This window comes from Streptomyces spinosus, from assembly GCF_020400655.1.
GTDB lineage: Bacteria > Actinomycetota > Actinomycetes > Streptomycetales > Streptomycetaceae > Streptomyces > Streptomyces argyrophylli.
Genome location: NZ_JAINRC010000006.1, coordinates 151,424 through 173,805, shown reverse-complemented (window position 1 = coordinate 173,805; position 22,382 = coordinate 151,424). Strand labels below are relative to the sequence as shown.

17 protein-coding genes are annotated in these 22,382 nt (G+C 71.7%); 13 read left to right on the top strand and 4 right to left on the bottom strand.

Translation table 11 applies throughout. The features are described 5' to 3' along the window. Window positions 1–346 precede the first annotated feature (346 nt). Both LG395_RS13790 and LG395_RS13785 read left to right on the top strand, forming a co-directional pair. The gene (locus LG395_RS13790; RefSeq protein ID WP_225809601.1) at window positions 347–1,672 is read left to right on the top strand and encodes a condensation domain-containing protein; all 1,326 of its coding nucleotides are present in this window, start codon (window positions 347–349) and stop codon (window positions 1,670–1,672) included. After that, a complete protein-coding gene (locus LG395_RS13785) occupies window positions 1,669–4,080 on the top strand; it encodes a peptidase domain-containing ABC transporter (protein ID WP_225809599.1) in 2,412 nt (803 codons plus the stop codon). The genes LG395_RS13790 and LG395_RS13785 overlap by 4 nt, the downstream gene beginning before the upstream one ends. A gap of 23 nt (window positions 4,081–4,103) precedes the next feature. Here LG395_RS13785 and LG395_RS13780 read toward each other — a convergent pair whose 3' ends face one another. Then, window positions 4,104–4,604, bottom strand: coding sequence for an NUDIX hydrolase (locus LG395_RS13780; RefSeq protein WP_225809597.1), 501 nt, complete (start codon window positions 4,602–4,604; stop codon window positions 4,104–4,106). A 48-nt stretch (window positions 4,605–4,652) separates the two neighbouring features. Then, on the bottom strand, window positions 4,653–5,567 hold the full coding sequence (locus LG395_RS41435) for an HAD hydrolase family protein (protein WP_225809595.1): 915 nt from the start codon (window positions 5,565–5,567) through the stop codon (window positions 4,653–4,655). A gap of 161 nt (window positions 5,568–5,728) precedes the next feature. On the opposite strand from LG395_RS41435, the gene LG395_RS13770 reads away from it, so the two are divergent. From LG395_RS13770 to LG395_RS13725, 10 genes are read left to right on the top strand one after another with little or no spacing between them, the layout of a single operon-like run. Further along, a complete protein-coding gene (locus LG395_RS13770; protein WP_225809593.1) occupies window positions 5,729–7,225 on the top strand; it encodes a class I adenylate-forming enzyme family protein in 1,497 nt (498 codons plus the stop codon). Continuing rightward, complete coding sequence (locus LG395_RS13765; protein ID WP_225809592.1) at window positions 7,222–8,514, top strand: type III PLP-dependent enzyme domain-containing protein; 1,293 nt, start codon at window positions 7,222–7,224, stop codon at window positions 8,512–8,514. Before LG395_RS13770 ends, LG395_RS13765 begins: the two co-directional genes overlap by 4 nt. A 3-nt stretch (window positions 8,515–8,517) precedes the next feature. After that, window positions 8,518–9,750, top strand: a complete 1,233-nt coding sequence (locus tag LG395_RS13760) for an acyl-CoA dehydrogenase family protein (protein ID WP_225809590.1) — start codon at window positions 8,518–8,520, stop codon at window positions 9,748–9,750. A gap of 59 nt (window positions 9,751–9,809) precedes the next feature. Then, window positions 9,810–10,913: a nucleotidyltransferase domain-containing protein gene (locus LG395_RS13755; protein WP_225809589.1), complete on the top strand. Its 1,104-nt coding sequence runs from the start codon at window positions 9,810–9,812 to the stop codon at window positions 10,911–10,913. 18 nt (window positions 10,914–10,931) lie between these two features. Further along, window positions 10,932–12,704: an asparagine synthase (glutamine-hydrolyzing) gene (gene asnB / locus LG395_RS13750; RefSeq protein WP_225809588.1), complete on the top strand. Its 1,773-nt coding sequence runs from the start codon at window positions 10,932–10,934 to the stop codon at window positions 12,702–12,704. 19 nt (window positions 12,705–12,723) lie between these two features. Beyond that, complete coding sequence (locus LG395_RS13745) at window positions 12,724–13,353, top strand: histidine phosphatase family protein (RefSeq protein WP_225809587.1); 630 nt, start codon at window positions 12,724–12,726, stop codon at window positions 13,351–13,353. Window positions 13,354–13,385: 32 nt separating this feature from the next. Then, window positions 13,386–14,246: a phytanoyl-CoA dioxygenase family protein gene (locus tag LG395_RS13740; protein ID WP_225809586.1), complete on the top strand. Its 861-nt coding sequence runs from the start codon at window positions 13,386–13,388 to the stop codon at window positions 14,244–14,246. A gap of 35 nt (window positions 14,247–14,281) precedes the next feature. Continuing rightward, on the top strand, window positions 14,282–15,022 hold the full coding sequence (locus LG395_RS13735) for a transketolase (protein ID WP_263982526.1): 741 nt from the start codon (window positions 14,282–14,284) through the stop codon (window positions 15,020–15,022). Continuing rightward, window positions 15,019–15,978 (top strand): transketolase family protein, encoded by a 960-nt coding sequence (locus tag LG395_RS13730; RefSeq protein WP_225809585.1) that lies wholly within the window; start codon window positions 15,019–15,021, stop codon window positions 15,976–15,978. The genes LG395_RS13735 and LG395_RS13730 overlap by 4 nt, the downstream gene beginning before the upstream one ends. Before the next feature lie 43 nt (window positions 15,979–16,021). After that, window positions 16,022–17,137 carry a nucleotidyltransferase family protein gene (locus LG395_RS13725; RefSeq protein ID WP_225809584.1) on the top strand — a complete coding sequence of 372 codons (1,116 nt, stop codon included), beginning with the start codon at window positions 16,022–16,024 and terminating at the stop codon, window positions 17,135–17,137. Between the two features lie 32 nt (window positions 17,138–17,169). Here the strand turns inward: LG395_RS13725 and LG395_RS13720 are convergent, their stop codons facing one another. Continuing rightward, window positions 17,170–17,865, bottom strand: a complete 696-nt coding sequence (locus LG395_RS13720; protein WP_225809583.1) for an SDR family NAD(P)-dependent oxidoreductase — start codon at window positions 17,863–17,865, stop codon at window positions 17,170–17,172. Window positions 17,866–17,999: 134 nt separating this feature from the next. Between LG395_RS13720 and LG395_RS13715 the strand changes: the two genes are divergently transcribed. Then, window positions 18,000–20,582, top strand: coding sequence for an AAA family ATPase (locus LG395_RS13715; RefSeq protein ID WP_308071249.1), 2,583 nt, complete (start codon window positions 18,000–18,002; stop codon window positions 20,580–20,582). A 30-nt stretch (window positions 20,583–20,612) separates the two neighbouring features. On the opposite strand, the gene LG395_RS13710 is transcribed toward LG395_RS13715, so the two are convergent. Next, entirely contained in the window at window positions 20,613–22,352 is a 1,740-nt protein-coding gene (locus LG395_RS13710; protein ID WP_225809581.1) for a 3-hydroxyacyl-CoA dehydrogenase family protein, read from the bottom strand. Between the last annotated feature and the right edge of the window lie 30 nt (window positions 22,353–22,382).

Here is a 22,382-nt window from a genome sequence, read left to right as displayed (position 1 = left end):
GTGGGTTGACAAAGTTTCTTGACTCTCTCAGTCTATAAACGTGTCACAAACCCCGTGGCGACCTGTCACGGTGCTGAGTGCACAGGCAAACCCATCTCTGAGAGGAGTAAAAATGATCACGAACAACGAGGTCTCCTTCGAGGTTCTGGACATCGCGGAGCTCGACGACAGCGCGCTCGACGGCATCGTCGGCGGCTCGAGCACGGGCGTTCTCGTTCCGTCCACCTGCTGACGCCCTGCGTCGGCATGCGGTGCCCGGCCGGGGCTGACACCCCGTCCGGGCACCGCCCCCGTCCGCCGGGACCCCCGCGCCCGCAGGCGTCCTCGCACGGAGATGGAAGAAACGATGGGACACGACACGACCGAGAAGGCACACCTCCTCTCGTACGGGCAGGAGCAGCAGTACTGGCGGGAACGCAGGGGCGAGCGGACGTCGCCCTCACTGCCGGTCTCCTGCCGGATCGACGGCCCCCTGGACGTGACGGCGTTCGCCACCGCCCTGCACGCGATGACCCTCCGTCACGACGCCCTGCGGCTGCGCATCGTGGAGGATGCCGACGGGCGCCCCGGACAGCTGCTGCGCGAACCGCCCCCGAAGGCCGGCCTGCTCACCCTCACACAGGTGAACGCACGGTCCGAGGACCAGTTCGCCGCGTTCGTGGCCAAGCTCCGCCGGGCCGACCTGCTCACCCCGTGGAACCTGGCCGAGCAATGGCCCTTCCGCTTCCGTCTGCTGCGCTGCTCACCCGAACTGCACGTCTTCCTGGCGGACCTCCCGAGGCTGACCACCGACGGCCGGGCCCGCTCGGTCTTCGTGCGTGACCTGTGGGACCACTACGCCCGCGCGGTGGAAGCGGGCGGCACACTCCCCGCCATCCGCTCCGCCGGCGATCTGCTCGGCGCCGTCCGACGCCAGCGCGACAGGTTCGACGGACGGTCCTCGACGGTCAACAGGGCCTACTGGGAGAAGAAGTTCGGCGCCCTCACGGAGGCCGCACCGGACGGACCGCCCGACGAGACCGACGCGCAGACACCGCAGCCCGCGCTGACCCGGTACTTCTCGCTGAGCGGGCCCACGCTCGGCGTCGTACGCGACCACTGCCGGCTCGCCGGCGCCTCCATGTTCCAGTGGCTGCTCGCCTGCTTCGCGGCGGAGGTGTTCCGCCGCTCGCCCAGGACGTCCATCGATCTGACCCTGCCGATGGACACCCGGGGCACCGGCGAGGCGGATCTCATGGGCAAGTGGGCGATCTCGCTGCCGCTGCGCATCCCGCGCTGCGAGGATCCCGGACGGATCCTGCGCGGATTGAAGGCGGAGATCCTCCAGACGATGCGGCACCGCCACATCACGGAGGCCGACCTGCTGGCGGCCGGACGTCCTGTCCCCGCCGGCCGTCCCCGCCACGCGGTCAACGCACGGTCCCGCGAACGGGCCGCGCCAGGGGTCATCTCGCTGCCGGGCGGCGTCCTCGTCACCGACCACGCCTTCGCGCCACGGGTCGACTACGGCTCCGACGGACTGGACCTCGCCGTCGGCGACTTCCCCCACCGGACGGGCGTCAGCGTCCGCTTCGACCCCCGTGACCACACGGCGGCCGACGCGGACGCGTTCACCGAGGCACTGCACCGCCAGGCGCGTCAGCCGGTGGTCACTGAAGGGAACTTGCGATGACCCCCACGGAATCCCGGCCCCCCGGCGGCTCCGCGACCGACACCGCCGCCGCGCCGCAGGCAACGGCGACGGAGGAGGCCCCCACCCCGGACGGCGGGCAGCGCCGCCCCTCACGAGGGGCGACCGCACCGCGGTTCAGGCGGCAAGCGATGGCCGCTCGCGGCGGCGGCACCGAATACGGGGCACCGGTGACGACCGGGCAGTGGTTCCGCACCCGCACCGGCGACCGCTCCGCGGACCGCCGGCCACGCACGCCGGTGCGCGCCCGCCTCGCCGGGCTGCGCGGACGAAGGGTGCCGGTTCGGTTGCAGGCCCAGACCAGCGACTGCGGCGCGGCCGTCCTGTCCATGGTCTTCGCCCTGCACGGCCTCGAGGTCCCGATGACCGAGCTGCGCCGTGCCACCGCCACGGGACGGGACGGCGTCACGGCCCGCAGGCTCCTGGACGTCGCCCGCAGCCACGGCTTCCAGTGCCGCGGCCTCCAGGTGCGCCTGGAGGCACTGCGCGAACTGCCCCGCGGCACCATCCTGTTCTGGAACTTCAACCACTTCGTGGTACTGGAACGGGTGACGGGGGACACCGTCTACCTGGTCGACCCCGCGCACGGACGCCGCCGGATGACCCTGTCCGCGGTCGGCGACGCCTTCACCGGCGTGGCTCTGCTCGTCAGACCCGGACTGTCCACACCGGTACCGGCGGGACGTACGGGCGCGCGGACCGACAGCCCGTGGCAGTACCTCCGCCTCTTCCTGCCGCGCAGCCCCCGCTGGCTGCCGTTCACCGTCTCCTCGCTCCTGCTCCTGCTGTTCAACCTGGCCACCCCTCTGGCCGTCCAGAACGTCGTCGACCGGGTCACACCGGGCCGGCAGCTCCACGGAGCCGCCTTTCTCTGGCTGGGGCTGGTGGTGGTCGCCGCGTCCTTCTTCCTTCTGCAGTTCGTGCGGTCCATGTCCTTCCTCGCGATCCAGACACTGGTGGACGAGACCGTCACACTCGGCATCCTCGACCGGCTGTTCGCGCTGCCCTACGAGTTCTTCACCAGCCGTAGCTCCGGCGACCTGCTGCAGCGTGTCCGGACGAGCTCCGCCGTCCGCCAGGTGCTCTCGGTGTCCGCCTTCATCAGCGTCTTCGACGGCATCCTGATCCTCGTCTACATGGTTCTGCTCCTGCTGGCCGACCCGCTGCTGGCCTCCCTGGTCATGGCGATGGCCGTGCTGCAGGTGCTGCTCCTCGTGGGGTCCTGGCGCAGCCAGGAGTACGCCAGCGCGGACGCCCTGGAGAGCAAGTCACGGGCCGAGGCGGAACTCTTCGAGATCCTCGACGGCATGCCGACACTGAAGTCGGCCGGCGTGGAGGGGCCGGCGGGGCAACGCTGGAGCCACACACTCGCCGGGGAGCTCAACACCCGTTTCCGCAGCCGGCGCTTGCTCGCGCTGACCTCCTCCCTGAGCGCCGCGCTCCAGACGGCCGCGCCCCTGGTGATCCTCGCCGCGGGATCGCTCCGCATCGCCGCCGGAGCGCTCTCCCCGGGCAAGGTGCTCGCCTTCAGCGTGCTGGCCATGGGCCTGCTGGTGCCGCTGGCCGGTCTGGTCCAGGTGGGACTCCAGGTCTCCGGCCTCGGCGCCTCCCTGTCGAGGCTCGGCGACATCATGCAGTCGCCCCCGGAACGGCGAGGCACCGACGCGGTCCTCGACGTGGCCGGCGCGCTGGAGCTGGAGGAGGTGTCCTTCGCCTACCAGAGCGGACACACGGTCCTGCGGGACGTCTCCTTCAAGGTCCCGTGCGGCAGCTTCACGACGGTGCTGGGCGCCTCCGGGTCGGGCAAGTCCTCCTGCGCCCTCCTGCTGGCCGGGCTGCACCGCCCGAGCGCCGGCCGGGTGCTGGTGGACGGGCAGGACCTCGCGTCCGCCGACGCCACGTCGTACCGGCGGACCATCGCCTTCGTGACGCAGGACGCCAAGCTGTTCTCCGGCACGATCCGCGAGAACATCGCCTGGGGCGGCACGCGGGTCTCGCAGGCCGACATCGAGGAGGCGGCCCGCCTCGCGGGCATCCACACGGACGTCGCCGCGCTGCCGATGGGGTACGACACGCTGCTCGGGTCCGGAGGCACGGGCCTGTCGGGCGGTCAGCGACAGCGGATCGTGCTGGCCCGGGCGCTGGTGCGCAAGCCGCGGCTGCTCATCCTCGACGAGGCGACCAGCGCGCTCGACCCGGTCCTGGAGGCGCGGATCTTCGACCGGCTCAGGTCTCTCGGCTGCACGCTCGTGGTGGTCGCGCACCGGCTCACCGCCGTCGAGGAAGCCGACCAGATCATCGTGCTGGACCGGGGCGCGGTCGCCCAGACCGGCCGCCACGAGGAGCTCGTCGGCGTTCCGGGACCGTACCGGGAGCTGGTGGAGCGATGAGGACGCCGACAGACGTGTGCCGCTCAGGTGTCCAGCTCGACCGGACGCTCGGGCGGACCGGAGGCCAGCAGCTCCGCCAGCCGGGGCCCGAGGTCGCCGGGGACCAGCCGGTCGGCGGTCAGCGCCAGTTCGGCCTGCGTCCACCAGCGGTGGCCGACGACCGAGTCGAGCTCGTCCCGGGTGAAGCCGCTCGTGTCGACGTCGAAGGCTGCGACCCGGGCGACGAAGAAGCGCTCATGGCAGTCGTAGGTCCGTCCTCCCCAGGAGGCCACGGCCCGTCGTCGCCAGACCTCGGGTCCGAGCGCGACGTCCGCGAGTCCCGTCTCCTCCCTGATCTCCCGCACCGCGGCCTGCTCGAAGGTTTCGCCCTCCTCACACCCTCCGCCCGCGGGGTACCAGAAGGTGTGCCCGTCGCCGTCGTCGCGGCCGGCGAACAGCAGCAGACGATCCGCCTCGTCCAGCAGGAGCACCCGAGCGGCCAGGCGCCGCACCGGGCGGGAACCGGGGGCTTCTTCTCGCGGCACGGAGTTTTCCTCTCGATCGGGCTGCGGTCGTGCGACCGTCGCGGGGGATCAGCGGTCGCCACCGGCCGGACGTCCGCGCACATGGGCCCCGAAACACGGCTCCCCGGCTCCGCCGTTCGCCACGCTTCCCGCCTGGTGCGTCGGGCGACGCACCAGGTCCGGGTCGAACGTGGCCAGGAAGGCTTCGATCGGCTCGGTGAGGCGGATGTCGCTGTGCCGGACGGCCACCTCGTCCGCACCGGCCACGGCGACGCCCAGGGCCGCCGATCCGAGAAGGCAGCCGTCGTTGTGGGCGTCACCGAAGGCGACCACCGTGTCGAGTCCGGACCGCCCCCAGTAACGCGACAGGTACTCGGCGAGCCCGGAGGCCTTGCACGTGCCCTCAGGGCGGACGACGGCGGCACCGAAGGCACCGATCCGGTCGATCTCGTGCGGTACGCCGGTCAGCAACGCGTCGAGATCGGGGCAGCTGTCGAACACGGTCACACCCGTGAGCGTGCCGGCGGCGCAGTCGAGTCCGGGGTCCACCACGACCTCCGAGCGCGGCAGCGCGTAACCGCGCGTGTACTGCAACGCCGCGCGTCGCGAGGTGGCGATCAGAGCGCCGTCGAGCTCGGCGACCAGGTTGCTCAGACCTGCCCCGGCCAACCGGCCGAACGCCGCCGCGGGAAGGCTGCGCAGCGTGGTCAGGGCGCCCGTGGCACGGTCCAGCACCACATTGCCGTCACTCAGCAGGACCCGGTCCTCCAGGGCACCCAGGTGCGCGCCGTCCGGATCGACGTGCCGGAACGAGCCGGCCGTGCGGCCCGTCACGAGCAAGGGAACGACGCCCTGACGGCGCAGACCGAGGAATCGCCGGGTCAGGCCGGGCCGGAACGTCCCGTCCACGGCGAGCAGAGTGCCGTCGAGGTCGAACGCCGCGAACCGCAGGGCGGATCCGGCATGGACGGACGCGTTCGGCACGGAACTCCTGCGGTGGGCGGGGATCTGCTCCGGTCTGCGGATGCGAGCGGAGTCACTATACGGCACCCGTATGACGGACCGGCCGGCGGCGAAGTGCCTTCGACGGCACCCGCGCCACCCCGGTTCCGGCCGGTGCTGACGACGGAGAGGACGGGCGCGGCATGACCGACGTCACCAGCGAAGTCCCGACCGTGGCGGACCTGTTGGACGGGGCGGCCGAGCGTCACGGATCCCGGCCGGCGGTCCGGGACGGCTCCGGCACCTGGACGTGGGAGGAGCTGTCCCGGGCCGCGCACACGGCGGCCGGGCACCTGACGGCACATGGGGTCGTCCCCGGCCGGCGGGTGCTGTCCGTGCTGCCGCCGGGCCGGGCGTTCGTGGCCCTGCTGTTCGGGGCGGCACGCGTCGGTGCCTCGCTGGTGCCGGCCGGGGCGACCGTCAGCGCCTACGAACTCGCCTGGCTGCTCGAGGACAGCGCACCCGTGCTGATGGCCGCGCCGGACACCTATGACCGAACGGCGCGGCCCCCCGTTCCCGTTCTGCACGAGACCGAGTTGCTCGGCTGCCTGCCACCGGCGGCGGCACCCGGGACGGACCGTACCGGGCCCGCACCGGACGACGAGGCGCTGCTGCTGTACACCTCCGGAAGCACGGGGCGGCCCAAGGGCATCGTCTGCCCGCACCGCGCGGTCGTCTTCGCGGCCCGGGCGGTGGCCGAGCGGCTGGGCTACCGCCCGCAGGACGTCGTGTGGAACCGGCTTCCCATGTCGTTCGACTACGGGCTGTACCAGGTGTTCCTGTGTGCCCTGACGGGCGCGCAGGTCGTGTTTCCCGCGGGGGAGATGTCGGCCGGTGAGCTGGTGGCGGTGCGGGCCGCCGGAGCGACCGTGGTGCCGCTGGTCCCGACCCTGGGCGCCCTGCTGTCCAGGGTGGCCCTGCGTGACCGGCGCCCCACGGCGGTGCGGATGTTCACCAACACCGGCGCGGCGCTGGTCGGCGCCGACGCGGAACGGCTGCGTGCGGCCTTCCCGCAAGCCTCCCTGGTCTGCATGTACGGCATGAGCGAGTGCAAGCGGATCACCATCGCCGACCCCGACGAGGACCTCGGGCATCCGGGGACCGTCGGCCGGGCCCTGCCGGGCACCAGGGTGTTCGTCGTGGATCAGCACGGCCGGCCGGTCCCGCCGGGGACCGTGGGGCAGATCGTCTCCGCCGGACCGCATGTGATGGCGGGTTACTGGAAGGCCCCGGAGGCGACCGCGCAGCGCTTCGCCGCCGCACCGGACGGTGTGGGCCGCGCGGTCTTCACCGGGGACCAGGGCCGACTCGACGAGGACGGCCGGCTCTACTTCGTCGGTCGCGACGACGACGTGTTCAAACGCCGGGGATGGCGCATGAGTACACAGGAACTGGAGACAGCGATGCTGGATGTCCCCGGAGTGCGGCAGGCGGCCGCGGTCCGGCCGGGGCCCGATGGTCTGCTCACCGTGTGGGCGGTGACCGGCAGGACGGAACGCGAGGTGCTGCGCGGTGTCGCGGGGCGCCTCGGCCCCGCCAAGACACCCGACCGGTGCGTGGTGGTCGACGCCCTGCCGCTCACCGCGAACGGCAAGGTCGACAAGGCCGTACTGCGCGAGTCGCTGGGGACCGGCCGATGAGCGCGACCGCCGTGGACGCGGCGCCGTACGACGGCCGCGCCACGGATCTCGCGGCCCTGGCCCGCCGGTTCGGCACCCCGGCCTACGTGTACGACCTGGGCGCGGTGCGCAGGGCGGCGCGGGCGCTGACCGCGGACGTGCCGGCGGGGAGCCGTGTGCTCTACTCGGTGAAGGCCAATCCGCACCCGCTGCTGGTCGGGGAACTCGCCGCGCAGGGGCTGGACGCGGAAGTGAGTTCCACGGGAGAGCTGGCGACCGCGCTGGCCGCCGGCCACCGCCCCGACCGGATGCTCTACACGGGCCCCGGGAAGACCGAGCAGGAGGTGGCGCAGGCCCTGGCGGCAGGCGTGCGCCGGTTCTCCGTGGAGTCGGTGACCGACCGGGACCGGGTCGCGAGGTGCGGTGCCGCGGCCGGCGTCGACACCGAGTACCTGGTCCGGCTGAACGGGCCGCGCGGCAGCAGCGGCGGGTCACTGCGCATGACCGGCCGGCCGACGGCGTTCGGAGTGGACACCTCCGCGGCGGGTCGGCTGGCGGCGCTGTTCCGCCCCCGAGGCGGGGCCCGGCCGATCGGAACGCACACCTTCTCCGCGACCAACGTGCAACGGCCGCAAGCGCTGCTGGAGGAGTTCGAGCAGGCACTGCGGACGGCGGCCCACGCCATGGACGGGGCCGGATTCCGGCCCGAGGTCCTCGACCTCGGAGGCGGCTTCCCCGCCCCTTGGGGAAAGCCGGGCGCGCTTCGGCGTCACCCGGAGCTGGCCACAGGACTCGCCACCGCCCTCGACACCCACTACCCGGACTGGCGGCGCGGCCGGCCGGAGATCCTCTTCGAGTCCGGCCGGTACCTGACCGCCACCGCCGGAACCCTGCTCACCACCGTCGTCGACGTCAAGCAGTCCGGCGGACGCACCTTCACCGTGCTGGACGCCGGAGTCAACGCCCTGGGCGGGATGACGGGGATCGGCCGGCTGCGTGCGCCCGGGATCGAGCCCTTCCCGCTCGACTCGGCCGGCAGTGAGGCCGGGCCCGGGGCGGAGCGGGCCGCCGCGCCGGTCACCAGCACCGTGGTCGGCCCGCTGTGCACGCCGCTCGACGTGCTGGGCACCGCGGCCGTCCTCGCGTCCCCCCGCCCCGGGCAGGTCCTGGCGGTGCCGAACGTCGGAGCCTACGGACTGACGGCGAGCCTGGTGGGTTTCCTCGGCCGGCCCGCGCCGGTGGAGGTGGTCGTCGACGACGGCCGGGTCCTGTCGGCCCGAAGGCTCGAACTGCGATCCCAGGAGGTATGAACGATGACTGCGTCTCTGGTCGACGGCCCGCCGGGTGCCGGTCCCGACGCCGACCCCGGTGCGCCGCACCGGCCGGACGTGCCCGCCGAACTCCTCGCACTGCTGCGCCGCTACGCGGCACAGGTGGACCGGCAGGCGCGTTTCCCGGCCGAAGGGCTGGCCGCGCTGCGGAACAACGGCTACCTCGGCTATCTGGTGCCGGCCGAGTACGGCGGGATGGGCGGCGATCTCAGCGGGCTGGTGAACGTCGCGCAGGCGCTCGCGGGTGGCTGCGTGTCCACCGCCATGATCTGGGCGATGCACTGCCAGCAGGTCGACGTCCTGGTGCGGCACGGCAGCACCAGGCTCAGGCGGCGCCTCCTGCCGCAGGTGGCCGCGGGCAAGGTCTACCTCGGGTCGGTCACCACGGAGTCCGGCAAGGGCGGCCATCTGATGTCGGCCCGTGAGCCGCTGACGGCGGGCGACCCCGCGGATCCCGAGGACGGCGGGAAGCTCGTCCTGCGGCGGCACGCCCCCGTCTGCACCGGCGGCGCCCACGCCGACGGCTACCTGATCACCATGCGGGCGGACGAGGCATCGGCGGAGCACGCCGTGTCGCTGGTGTACGCGGACCGCGCCGAGCTGACCGTCCGGCCGACCGGGGTGTGGAACCCGCTGGGGATGCGGGGCACGCACAGCGGGCCGATCCACCTGTCGGGCCTGGTGGACACCGATCAGATCGTCGGCGAGCCGGGCCACTTCCGCGATGTGGCCGTGGACAGCATGATTCCCGTGGGCCACCTGGGCTGGAGCGCCTGCTGGCTGGGCGCGGCACGGCAGGCGTTCGCCGACCTGGTACGGCACATGGCCCGGGACGGGCGGACCGATCTCACCTCGCCGCTGGTCCGTGAGCGCATCGCCCGGATCCGCTTCGACCTGGACCTGGTCAGCGCGTGCCTGCACCGGGTCCGTGAGCAGATGGACACCGCGCGGGAAGCGGGCCGCAGGATGGACACGCCCGCGGCGCAGATCCACGTCAACACCCTGAAACTCGCCGCTTCCGACCTGTCGTTCCGGGCAGTGGACCGGATGGTCCAGCTGGCCGGCCTCTCCCTCGGTTACAGCGGCGACTCCCCGATCCCGCTCGAACGGACCTTCCGCGACCTGCGGTCCGCCGCCCTCAACTACGCCAACGACCGCCTGTGGACAGCCAACGGGGCCCTCGCTCTGCTCGACCGGCGGGTGACGCTGCTGTGAGGCCCGCTGCGCAGACCCCCGACGACAGCCCGACCACGCAGAGAAGAGCTGAACTGGCCATGCCGTCCTTCCGCAGCCACATCGCCCCCGTCCCGGGCATCGACGACTTCGACGAGGAAGCCGTACTCGCCAGGATCCATCTGGTCGAGAGTGACGTTCTCCTGCTGTCCGGCTCGCTGGTGGACGGCTCGGGCACGCCGTCCTCGGACTTCGACTTCTGCGTCGTCGCGGAGTCGGAGGACGACAGGTTCCACCGCGGCACCTTTCCGCGCGGTGCCCACATGCGGTACTACACCAGTGGCGACCGGGTGAAGGCCAGCTTCGACTACCTTCCGCAGAGCCTGCTCGGCGTCGACGTCGAGTACTGGACGGTCCAGGAAATCACCGACATGCTCGACGCGCACGCGAACCTGTACCGGTACATGCGGACCCGGGCACGCAAGTCGTCGGGCTTCTCGGCCTCCGCCGTGGACTTCAGGCTGCTGTCCCGGCTCAGCTACGCCGTCCCGCTGACGAACGCCGCCGCGTTCGAGAAGATCGCCGAAGCCGTGCGCCCCGGCGAGATCGCGTACACGGCCTTCCGTACCGCCGTGGGCAGTTATCCCGACTTCCGGGACCTGGCCGGCATGTGGGCGCAGGGCGACCACGAGTCCGCACTCGTCGCGGCCCGCAAGCTCGGGGCCGACACCTTCCGCGGCCTGACACACGTCTACGGCAACACCAACCGCAATCCGAAGTACCTCGCACGCTTCCTGTCCCGGCTTCCCGCGCGCCTGTCCGGGCTCACCGAGCGGTTCCGGCACCTGTACTCCTACGGCCCCGGCAGCGCGTCCGGCGCGCCCGGCGCGGTGCTGGAGTGGCTCGACCTCATCGACCTGGCCTTCGCGGAGATCCGCCGGGCCCGCGACGAGGCCGAGGCGTTCGTCGGCCGGGCGGAGTTCCTCGGCCTGCTGAAGGCGGAACTGCACGAGTCGATGAGCTGGAACGCCGAGATCTCGAACGAGTACTGCTTCCGTGCGCGGGAGGCGGAGGACGGCCTCCCCCCGCTGCGCGACGTGCTGGCCGCCCTGGAGGCACGAGGCGCGGTCGAGCACGCGCTGCCACTGCGGCAGTGGGCGTCCGGACGGACCGCCCCCCTGGGCGAGAACAACAAGTCGGCCTGACGGGTAGGGAAGACGCAGATGTGCCGGATCTACGGCTACTTCGGGCGTGAGCTGGACGTGTCCGCGCTGCACGCCGCGCGGGACGCCCAGTTGCCGGGCGGACCGGACGTCCAGCGCCACGTCACAGGAGAGAACTGGGGCCTGGGATGCAACCGGCTGTCCATCCAGGACCCCGAACACGGCTGTCAGCCGTTCAGCAACGACGACCGTTCCGTCCACCTGGTCTTCAACGGCGAGGTCTACAACTTCCGTGCCATCCGGGACGAACTGCGCGGTCACGGCGTACATGTCGAGGGTGATTCCGACGGCTCCGTCCTCCTGCCGTACTACGAACTCCACGGCGACCGCTTCGTGCACCGGCTCGAGGGCATGTTCACCATCGCGGTGGTGGACCTGCGCCGCGAACCGCTGCTGAAGCTGTGGTGCGATCCCCTCGCCATCAAGAGCGTCTACTACACGGCCTCCGGCCCGGGCGTCGTCTTCTCCTCCGAACTGCCCGGCCTCACCGCCATGGTGCGCGAACCGCTCGGCATCGACGCGTTCGCCGTCGACGACTACCTGAACTGGCAGTGCCTGCCCAACGGGACGTCCTGGTACGCGGGCGTCTCGTCGCTCGGTCCGGGGGAGCGGCTGGTCTGTGACGGCCGCACCTCCGTCGACCGGTACCCCGCGGAGGCCGTACCCCCGACGGCGGACGGGCCGGCCGTGCACGGGGACGTCACCCCGCGGCGGCTGCGCGACCTGCTGACCGCGGAGGTGGCGCAGATGTCGCTGCAGTCCGCACCCATCGCCGTGCAGGTCTCCGGCGGGCTGGACTCGAGTGTCCTCGCCACCCTGCTCGGTGAGCGCCGGGCGGACGTGACCGGCTTCCACGTGGCCCACGAAGGCAGCCACCCGTCCGACGAGACGTTCTTCGCGCGGGAGGCCGCGGCGTACGCGGGCATCCCCCTCGAAGTGGTCGAGATCAGGGAGGCCGAACTGCCCGAACTCGTCCCGGACATGGTGGCGGCCCTGGGCGTACCCAACGCCACCCCGCACGCCCTGAGCGCGTACGCGCTGTTCCGGGAGATCTCGAAGAGCGGGTTCAGGGTCTGCTTCGTCGGTGACGGCGCGGACGAGCAGTTCGGCGGTTACCGCCGGTACAGCACCGCGCTCGCCGCGGACACCCAGGAGTGGCCGGCGCGCTACCTCGACCGGCTGTCGATCGTCCCCGAGGCGGAGTACCAGCGGCTCTACACACCCGAGTACCGCCGCCTTCTGCAAGCAGGCGGAACCAGCAGGCAGCGGTCCCTGGACCTGCTGGGCCGGGCCGGCCCCTCCCGCCTGGAGCAGATCCTGGACTTCGACCGGCTCCACAAGCTGCCGAGTCTCAACCTGCGCAAACTCGATCACCTCTCCATGGCCCACGCCGTCGAGTGCCGTGTCCCCTACTGCCAGCCGGCCGTCACCAGGATCGCTCGCCAGGCCCCCGACGCCCTGAAGGTCGACGGATCCCGCAGGAAACGGATCCTGTGGGACGCGGGAGCGGAGCTGGTGCCGCCGAGCGTACGGAATCGGGACAAGCAGCCGTTCACCTTCCCGGTCGGTACCTATATGAAGCCGGGCACCAAGCTCTGGGAGTTCGCAGCCGACGTGCTCACCGGTCCGCGCGTCTGCTCCTCGGGTTTCCTCAGCGAGTCCGCGGTGCGCACGCTCCTCACGGAGCACGCCAAGGGCACGGACCACGCCCGCCTGATATGGGCCCTGATGGTCCTCGAACTGTCCCTCCCCCTAGCGGGACCCCTCCCGTAACCCACGAAAGGAAAGCGAAGTGCGTACTCTCTACGTCGTCACCCACCCGGAGGCGACCCACCACGTCGAGAACGTCGTCGGCGGCTGGCACGACTCGCGGCTCACCCCTCGCGGTGAGCGGGCGGCGGAGGCCATCGCCCGGGCGCTGCGCGCGCAGATTCCCGACGACGCCGAACCGGACCTCTTCTCCTCGGACCTGCAGCGCACTCACCAGACGGCCGACAGGGTGGCGGCCGCGTTCGGTGTGAAGCCGGTGCTGGACCGCAGGCTGCGCGAGAAGTCCTACGGGGTGGCCGGAGGAAGGCCGCAGGAGTGGCTGGACCGGCGCTTCGTCCCGCCGCCGGCCGTCGGAGAGCGGATGGCGCACGACGAGGGCGTGTCCGGCGCCGAGACCAAGCTGGACCTCGCGCTGCGTGTCTACGAGGCCATGGACGAGATCCTGGAGCGTCCTCACGAGCACCAGATCATCGTCACCCACGGCGGCACCCTGACCTTCGTCGTGGCGCACTGGCTCAAGGTGCCGATCGAATCCGCCGACTACCTCAACTTCCGTACCGCCTCCGGAAGCATCACGACGCTGCGGGAAGACGACTTCTTCCACAACCGCCAGCTGACGAGTCTCGGAGACGTCCGCCACCTCGAGGCGTGAACCGGAAGACGACGACCGCGCAAGGGACTGCCATGGACCACTACGTCCGGAGCTTCGTGGACAAGGGGTACGCCCTCGTCCCGGGCCTTCTCGACGAACCGACGCTCCTCCGCTGGCGTGCGGCGGTGGACCGTACCGCGGAACGGGTGCGATCCGCTCCGCAGGACTACGACACCCGCTACACGCTGCGCACGGAACGGGAGACCGACACCTGGGGCGTCAGCCACATCTTCGACCCGGCCCTGTACGACCCGGTCTTCGCGGAGCTCTTCGAGCACCCGGGGGTGATGGGTTTCGTCCGCCGGGTGCTCGGCGACAGGCTGCGGTTCTGGACCGCCCACGCGCTGTGGGAGCCGTCCGCGGTCGACTACGACCTCAACTGGCACAAGGACAACCAGGAGACCGAACGGTACGCACCGGACGGCCGGAGCACCCACGTGCAGTTCAACGTGTGTCTCACCGCCGACGACTGCTTCCGGGTCGTGGCCGGCTCGCACCGGCGGCCGCTGACACAGGCGGAGCGCGAGCAGGTGGAGACGAAGGGAACCGGGCCGCTGCCCGGGGAGGTCACCGTCCGGTGCTCGCCCGGGGACGTCCTGTTCATGAACCACCACACCGTGCACCGCGGGTCGGGTTCCGCCGGCGTACTCCGCCGCACCCTGCACGTGAACCTGCAGTCGGCGGACGAACCGACCGGCGGTCACACCTCGTGGAGGTTCATGCGGGAGGCCGGCTACCTCGACCGGATGACGCCCGTCGTCCGTGAACTCATGGAGAACACGATCGTCTGGGACGACACGCACCCGCTGCCGTTCGCCGAGACGCTGCGCCGCCGCCGGGCCAGCCGGGACATCAAGCGGCACCAGGCGGGAACCGGAGGCGGACGCCGATGATCACCCCTCAGGAAATGCGCCGGGAGGTGATCCGCATGACCGCGCGTGCCATGAGCGGACACACTCCCTCGAACCTCTCCGCGATCGAGATCATCTACACCTTGTACCTGCGTGTGCTGAAGCTGGATCCGGCGCGGCCGGACTGGCCGGACCGTGACCGGTTCATCGCCAGCAAGGGCCACTGCGCCGCCGCGATCTACCTGGCCATGGCCGAGGCCGGGATCATCGACCGGAGCCTCCTCGACGACTTCAACGTCGAAGGCGGGAACATGCCCGCCATCGCCGCCCGCTACGGCCTGCCGGGCCTGGAGAGCGACAGCGGACCACTGGGCCGGGGCCTGTCGATCGGCATCGGCACCGCCCTGGCCGCCCGGCACGACGGGCGGGACTACCGCACGTACGTGCTGGTCGGGGACGGTGAGTGCCAGGAGGGGCAGATCTGGGAGGCGGCGATGCTCGCGCCGACCCTCGGCCTGGACAACCTCGTGCTGGTGGTGGACGACAACGAACTGCAGGGAAGCTACGAGACCCGGAGCGTGGTCGCCACCGACCTGGGTGACCGCTTCGCCGCGTTCGGCTGGCAGTGCCACCGCGTGGACGGTCACTCGGTCGACGCCATCGAAGAGGGTCTGCGCGCGCCGCAGGACCGGCCGAAGGTCGTCATCGCGAGCACGGTGAAGGGCAAAGGAGTGCCGATGATGGAACACGAGGCCGGCTGGCACAGCAGGAAGATGACCTACGCGGAGCTGGCGGCGAGTCTGCGGGGGCTGCGATGACCACGGTGGGCGAGGTGGTCGGTGAGCGGCTGCTGGACGACGCGCGCGACGCGGACGACACGTATTTCATCATCGCCGACGGCAAGCTGAACGGAACCGAGGGCTTCATCGAGTCGCACCCCGACCGCTGGCTGAACGTCGGTATCGCCGAGCAGAACGGGATCTCCATCGCCGCGGGGCTCGCGGGCAGCGGGAAACAGGTCTATCTGTGGAACTGCAGCACCTTCCTGCTCTATCGCGCGTTCGACCAGGTCCGGGTGGACGGCGCGTTCGCCAGGACCCGGCTGCGGCTGATCGGCACGAGCGCGGGACTGAGCCGCGCGGACGGCATCACGCACGTCGCCATCGAGGACCTGGCGGTGACGCGGGCCCTGCCCAACATGACCGTGGTGTGCCCGGGGGACATCGCGGAGGCGCGTCAACTCCTGGAGCAGTGCCGCGCGGTGGAGGGGCCGGTCTACGTGCGGTTCCCCCTGGAGGGGTACGAACTGCCCGAGGTGCACGCGCCCGGCACCCGGGTGGTGCTCGGCCGGGCCGTCACCGTCACGGACGGCGACGACGCGGCGTTGATCGCCACCGGGCACACGCTCCCGGTGGCTCGCGCATGGGTAGACGAGTTCGGCGCGGCGGGGCTGCGCGTACGGCTCCTGAGCATGCCCACGATCAAACCGTTCGACTCCGCCGCGGTGGCCGAACTGGTCGCCGAAGGACTGCCCATCATCACGCTGGAGGACCACTCCGTCATCGGCGGTCTGGGCAGCGCGGTGGCCGAGGCGATAGCCGAGACGGGGCGCGGAGTTCCGTTCCGCCGCGTGGGCGTACCGGACCGGTATCCCTATGTCGTGGGCAACTCCGACTACCTCGCCCGGCACTTCGGCACTCCCGGGGTTCCGGAAATCCTGGACTGGCTCGACGAGAACCGTTCGGCGCGCCGAGACCGTCACGTCACGTCGTGACCTGACCCCCCCGGTCCGCCCCTCCCGAAAGGTAGGCAACGCCGTGACTGAAACGGTGTCCCGAGAGATCCGACTCGTTCTCCTGCTCTCCCTCCCCGACCCGGATGGCGACGAGGTCGGCGAGATGCTGGACCTGCTCAACCGTCCGCTGGACTGGAACCAGGTGCTGGGCATGCTGACGGTGCACCGAGTGATCGGCATGGCATGGCACAACATCGTCCGCCACGCGATCGAGCACCGTCAGACCCTGCTGTCGTCGTACTTCTTCAAATCGCTGAAGGTCACCGCCGCCGGCCAGCAGTTGATGGCGCGGGAGCAGACGGCCCGGACCGCGGAGGTGCAGCGGGCCCTGGACCGGGCCGGGGTGCGCAGCGCGGTGCTCAAGGGCGGCGCCGTGGCCGCGATGGCCTACCCCGAGCCGGGCCTGCGGATGTTCCATGACAACGACCTGCTGGTCGACCGGGAGCGGCTCCCGGACGCCGTGGCGGTGCTGGGCGACCTCGGGTACGTGCAGGGGAGCTGGGACTACACGACCGGCTCGGTACGCCCGGCGCCGCGCCGGCAGGTGCTGCACGTCGCCATGCACTCGCACCAGACGTACTCGTACATGAAACCCACGCCGGAGGCGGCGTCCCTGGAGTGCCACCGGCTCGACGTGCACTTCTCGATCGACCTGATGACCGGCAACCGCAGCGACCGCGCCGTTTCGGCCCTGCTCGACGACCGGGTGGACATGAGCGGTCTGAGCACGATCTCGGTGACGGACATGTTCATCTTCACGTGTCTGCACTTCTCCCGGGAGGCGGTGCACCGGGGTGAGGTGCTGGCGTTGAAGGACCTGGTCCTCTACAAACTCGTCGACGTGGTGGCACTCATGGCGAAGACCGACCCCGACGCCGTGGCGGCCCGTGCCGAACAGCTCGGTTTCGCCCGGGACGTCTACTTCACACTGCACCACGCCGACGCGCTGTTCCCCCGGCGGATTCCCGCGAGTCTGCTCGACCGGCTGCGGCCGGACGATCTCGGTTACCTGGACGAGGTCCGCCACGGGCAGGAGGAGGTGCACCGGTGGCGCACGCCGATGGTGCGGCGGATGTTCGACATCCACAGGCTCCAGGAGCTGGGCGGCGATCTGCGGATCCCGGTACTGGGCACGTGAGCGGCGCGCCGGCCCGGCGGGTAGGGCCGCACTCAGCTCGCCACCAGGGGTCCCCGGGTGTCCCAGCCCAGTTCGCGCAGCCCCCGGAAGAAACGGCCGTTCGTCCCTGGCGCGGGTTCCGACAGCAACCGCACCAGATCGGCGGCCGCGGGTCCGGGATCGTTCGGGGCGGAGTCGGTACCCATCTCGGTGCGGATCCACCCCGGGCAGTACGCGAAGGCGGACAAGTCCCGCGCGTCACGGGCGAAGTGCCGCGCCACGGTGAGCACCAGCGAGTTGAGGGCGAGTTTGGACGACCGGTAGGCGAACGACGCGCCATCGGCGTCCTGCAGCCGCCCCATCCCGGACGACACGCAGACGACCCGCCCCGACGCGCGCGCGATCATGCCAGGCACGTACCGCCGGGCCAGCTGCGCGGGGCCGAACAGATTGACCTCGAAGGTCTCCCTGAGGTCGTCGTGGGACAGGTCGAAGAAGTCGCCGTACCCGCCACGGGGGTCGTCGAGATACACCCCCGCGTTACTGATGAGCACGTCGACCTGTTCGGAGGCGAACAGATCGTCTCTGAGGGGCTTTCGCAGATCGACGACTTCGTACGCGTCCAGGAAGTCGCTCCGCGGCTCGGCGGCGAGACCCGCGCCCAGCACGCGGTATCCAGCCTCCTTCAACGCCCGGCAGACATGTGTTCCCAGACCGCGCGAGACTCCGGTCACCAGCGCACTTGGCATACCCACGAGTCTAGACAGTAGGCGAGCGGCATGGGCGCGGCAGTCGGCGGCCGGGCAGGGGGCGTGACCGGGACGTACATCCGAGGCGGGGCATACACGGACACACCGGAGAGTGGGGGTGCGCGGTGGAGTTGGTGGACCGGGAACACAGCGGAGACCTGCTGAAGGACATGTTGTCCGAGGCACGCCGTGGCCGCGGGCGGGCGGCTCTGGTGGTCGGCGCTCCCGGCATGGGCAAGAGCACACTCATCCGCGAGCTGCACACCCGTGCCGCGGAGTCCGGTGCCCTGGTCCTGTCCGCCGTGGCCTCCCGGGCGGAGCGGGCGCTGCCCCTCGGTGTCGTGGGCCAGCTCTTCGACCCGGTCGAGCTGTCGCCGTTCCAGTCCTCCGTGCTCTCCGGACTGCTGGCGTCGGCGCGCTCGCTCACCCCCGAGCAGTGGTCGACGGACAGCCCCGCCTCCGGCACCGGTCCCGTCGTGGAGGGACTCCACCGCGTGATGCGGAGCCTGACGGCTCGTGAGCTGGTCGTCATCACCGTCGACGACGCGCACGAGAGCGATCCCGCCTCACTCGGCTACCTCCTCTACCTGGTCCGCAGGGCGGCCACGTCCCGGATCCTGGTCGTCCTCGGTGACGGCCGCGCGACCCCGCAGATGTCCTCTCCGCTGACCTCGGAGTTCTTCCGCAATCCCGCCTGCTCCCTGATCCACCTCACGTGCCTGTCGCCCGAGCGCACGCTCGCGGAGACCGCGCCGCACACGCACCCGGACGCCCCCGCCGACCGGGCCGCGGACTGGCATCGGGCCTGCGGCGGAAACCCGCTGCTGCTGCGCGCCCTGCGGGAGGACGACGGCAAGGCGCGCCGCCCGCGCCGCGACGGAAGCCCCCCTGCGGCCGGGCACGCCTTCCGGCTCTCCGTGCGCTACCTGCTCAACCGGCTGGAGCGGCCGGTCCGGGAGATCGCCCGGGGGCTCGCCCTCCTGGAGGCCGAGGCGACACCGGGTCGCCTGGAACGGCTCCTGGACCTGCCGAACGGAACCGCCGCGCAGGGACTGGACACACTGGAGGCAGTGGGGCTGACCCGGATCGGCGGCCGCTGGCTGGAGGCCGCGCGCACCGCGGCGCTGGAGGACCTGCCGGCGGCCGAACGTGCCGAACTCCGGTACAAGGCCGCGCGGTTGCTGCACCAGGAAGGCGCTCCGGCGCCGGAGACGGCCCGGCTCCTCCTCGCGAGCGGCGCGCACGCCGACGAACCCTGGACCCTGCCGGTTCTGCGGGACGCCGCGCACCACGCGCTGCGCGCACACGACGTGCCACGGGCCGTCGACTGCCTGCGCGCGGCGCGCGACGTATGCGCGACGGACGAACAGCGGGCGACCGTACGGGCGGAACTCGCCCGCGCCGAATGGGCGATCGACCCGTCCCTGGTACGCGCCCACCTCACCGCGCTGACCGACGACCACCGCGCCGGCCGGCTGCCGCCGCGGCACAGTGTGGCGCTGGCCGGGTACCTGCTGTGGCACGGCCGGTCACGGAACGCGGCCGGACTGCTCGCCGAACTCACCGAAGCCCAGGCCGGACTGCCCCACGGATGCCGGGCACGGCTGCGGGCCGTGAACGCCTGGGCACGGTACGCCTTCCCCGCCCTCGGCGCCCGGCTCCCGGACGACCGGAGGGCCGCCGACTCGTCGCCTCCCGCCGATGACGACACAGGGGTCGAGCCGCATTCCGCGAGCGCGGCGCTGCTGGACGCCCTGCGGACGCCGGGTCCGGCGAGCGGCGTCCTCACGGCGGCCGAGCGCCTCCTGCAGAGCACGGTGGTGCACGACCCGCCGGTGGCACCCGCCGTCGCCGGCATCACCGCGCTCTTCCAGGGGGCCCGGCCGGAGCAGGCCGCCGAGTGGTGCGAGCTCCTGCTCGAAAAGGTGCCCGACCGACTGCCCACGGCACGGGCGCTGTTGCTGGCCGCGGGAGCCGTGGTCGAGGCCCGGCGCGGCAACCACGACCTGGCCGGCGAGCGTGCCGACCGGGCGATGTCCCTGCTGCCGCCGCACGCCTGGGGCATCGCCATCGGCTTCCCCCTGGCCGCCAAGGTGCACGCCTGCCTCGGCTCCGGGAACCACCGGGAGGCGGGGGCGAGCATCGCCATCCCGGTGCCCGAGGCGATGTTCCAGGCGCTGCCCGGACTGCACTACCTCCAGGCACGCGGTCGCTACCACCTGTCGCAACAGCGCCACCACGCCGCCCTCGGCGACTTCTACGCCGTCCGTGACCTCACGGCCTCCTGGAACCTCGAGACCGGACGAACGCCGCCCTGGCGGGTGTACGCCGCCGAAGCGCTGCTGGCCCTGGACAGCCCGGGCCAGGCAAGGGCCCTGGTCGTCGCCGAACTGGCCGGTGAGGGGGGCACGGACGGATCACCCGGCGAACGGGAACGGGCGCGCCAGCTGCTGAAGGCCCTGGAACCGGACGCCCGGTTCACCGCGGCCGTTGCCGGCGCTCTCGAGGAGCCCGGCCCCCTCGACGGGCTCACCCCGGCCGAACAGCGCGTCGCCAAGCTCGCCGCACGAGGACACACGAACAAGGCCATAGCCGAGCACCTCTTCGTCACGACGAGCACCGTGGAGCAGCACCTGACGCACGTCTACCAGAAGCTGGGCGTACGCGGCCGGTCGGCTCTCGGGGCGTTGGTGAACGCCCGGTTGACCGCGTACTGAGCAGGTGGCGCCGCAGGGCCTCGCTCGGCGTCACAACTGCGCGCGCCGGGGGGTGCGGTGGAAGCCGTGACTGCTCTTGCGTCCCAGGAACCCCTGCGTCACCAGCTGCTCCAGCAGCCGCGGGGGTGCGAAGTCCGGTTCGGGGAAAGCCCGGTGCAGGCTCCGCAGGATGGCCAGGGAGACGTCCAGGCCGATGGTGTCCAGCAGCGCGAACGGCCCCATGGGGAAGCCGAAGCCCCGCTGGACGGCGAGGTCGGTCTTCTCGACCTCCACGTCGTGCCGTTCCAGGAGGCGGATGGCGTCCGCGAGATAGGGAAACAGCAGGCGGTTGACGATGAACCCGGTCCGGTCACCGCACTCGACGGGTACCTTGCCCAGGCGCCGGCACAGATCGTGTCCCAGCGCCATCACCTCCTGCCGTGTCGTGGCCGTACGCACCACCTCGACCAGCCGCATCGCGGGCGCCGGATTGAAGAAGTGCAGCCCCAGCACGTGCCCGGGGCGTCCGGCCGCCTCCGCGCAGGCCGCCACGGAGAGACTGGACGTCGTCGTCGCCAGCACCGCTCCGGGACGGCAGACCGAACCGAGCCGTTCGAAGACCGACCGCTTGACGGCCGGATCCTCCGCGGTCGCCTCGATCACCACGTCACAGCCGGCGAGCGCCCCGGCGTCGCTGGTGACCTCCAGGAGGTCCAGTGCCGTACGCCGGCACTCGACCGTGACGCGGCCACGCCGCACCGCCCTGCCGAGCGAGGCCTCCACCGCCTTGTGCAGCCCGCCGGCCTTCTCCTCGGTTCGCGCGACGACGACCGTGCGCAGTCCGGCGGTCGTGGTGACCTCGGCTATGCCGCGGGCCATCGTGCCGGAGCCCACGACGCCGACGGTACGGACACCGGCGGCCTCGCCGCCGCCCTCCGCGGGCCGCTGAGCGCCGAGACGGTGGCCGAGCTCGTCGTAGCGGTAGACGCCCCGGCCGGTCTTCCGCCCCAGCGCCCCGGCACGGATCATGGACGTGAGCAGCGGTGCGGGACGGAAGGCGTCGTCGCCGGTGCGGTGCCACAGTTCCAGCAGGGCCGAGTGGACGCCGTCCACGCCCAGTTCGTCCAGCATCTCCAGCGGCCCGAGCGGCAGTCCGCAGCCCAGGCGCATGGCGGTGTCGAGGGACTCGTGGCCGACGTAGCCGGTGTCGGCCAGTGCCACGGCCCTGTTGAGGAAGGCGTACACCAGGCCGGTCGCGTCGCGGGCCGGTACCGGTCCGAGGACGACGGGTGTCAGACCCGCCGTCGGCAGCAGCCGGTGCAGCGCGTCGACGGCGTCGTCGTCGCTCATCGCGGTGCTCACGGGCTCCGCCGCGGAGTCCGGAGCCGCGGGGCCGAGGAAACGCAGCCCCAGTGTCCGGCCCGGCCGTCCCGAAGCGATGGCGAGACCCGTCAGCGAGAGCGAAGCGGTCGTGCTGACCAGGACGGTGTGGTCGTGGCAGACGCTGTCCAGGCGGCGCAGCACCTCCGTCTTCGTCTCCAGGTCCTCCGTGACGGCCTCGATCACGAGGCCGGCCCGGCACAGCGCCGCGGTGTCGTTGGTGAGGGTGACGGCGGCGCCAGGACCGCGGGTCGCGTCCGCCGCCTTCATCCGCTGGTCGACCCGGGCCAGCACGTCGAGCTCCCGCTCGACCCCGACCACGTCGTACCCGGCTGCGTGCAACAGGTGGAGCAAGGCCTCGCCCAGTGCCCCCAGCCCCACTACCCCCACCACGGACGGTCTGTCCGACATGTGCCTCTCCTCTTCTTCCGGGTCGCTTCC

Coding starts and splice junctions, on each gene's coding strand:
- LG395_RS13790 (WP_225809601.1), top strand. CDS start 347: ATGGGACACGACACGACCGAGAAGGCACACCTCCTCTCGTACGGGCAG.
- LG395_RS13785 (WP_225809599.1), top strand. CDS start 1,669: ATGACCCCCACGGAATCCCGGCCCCCCGGCGGCTCCGCGACCGACACC.
- LG395_RS13770 (WP_225809593.1), top strand. CDS start 5,729: ATGACCGACGTCACCAGCGAAGTCCCGACCGTGGCGGACCTGTTGGAC.
- LG395_RS13765 (WP_225809592.1), top strand. CDS start 7,222: ATGAGCGCGACCGCCGTGGACGCGGCGCCGTACGACGGCCGCGCCACG.
- LG395_RS13760 (WP_225809590.1), top strand. CDS start 8,518: ATGACTGCGTCTCTGGTCGACGGCCCGCCGGGTGCCGGTCCCGACGCC.
- LG395_RS13755 (WP_225809589.1), top strand. CDS start 9,810: ATGCCGTCCTTCCGCAGCCACATCGCCCCCGTCCCGGGCATCGACGAC.
- asnB (WP_225809588.1), top strand. CDS start 10,932: ATGTGCCGGATCTACGGCTACTTCGGGCGTGAGCTGGACGTGTCCGCG.
- LG395_RS13740 (WP_225809586.1), top strand. CDS start 13,386: ATGGACCACTACGTCCGGAGCTTCGTGGACAAGGGGTACGCCCTCGTC.
- LG395_RS13735 (WP_263982526.1), top strand. CDS start 14,282: ATGACCGCGCGTGCCATGAGCGGACACACTCCCTCGAACCTCTCCGCG.
- LG395_RS13730 (WP_225809585.1), top strand. CDS start 15,019: ATGACCACGGTGGGCGAGGTGGTCGGTGAGCGGCTGCTGGACGACGCG.
- LG395_RS13720 (WP_225809583.1), bottom strand. CDS start 17,865: ATGCCAAGTGCGCTGGTGACCGGAGTCTCGCGCGGTCTGGGAACACAT.
- LG395_RS13710 (WP_225809581.1), bottom strand. CDS start 22,352: ATGTCGGACAGACCGTCCGTGGTGGGGGTAGTGGGGCTGGGGGCACTG.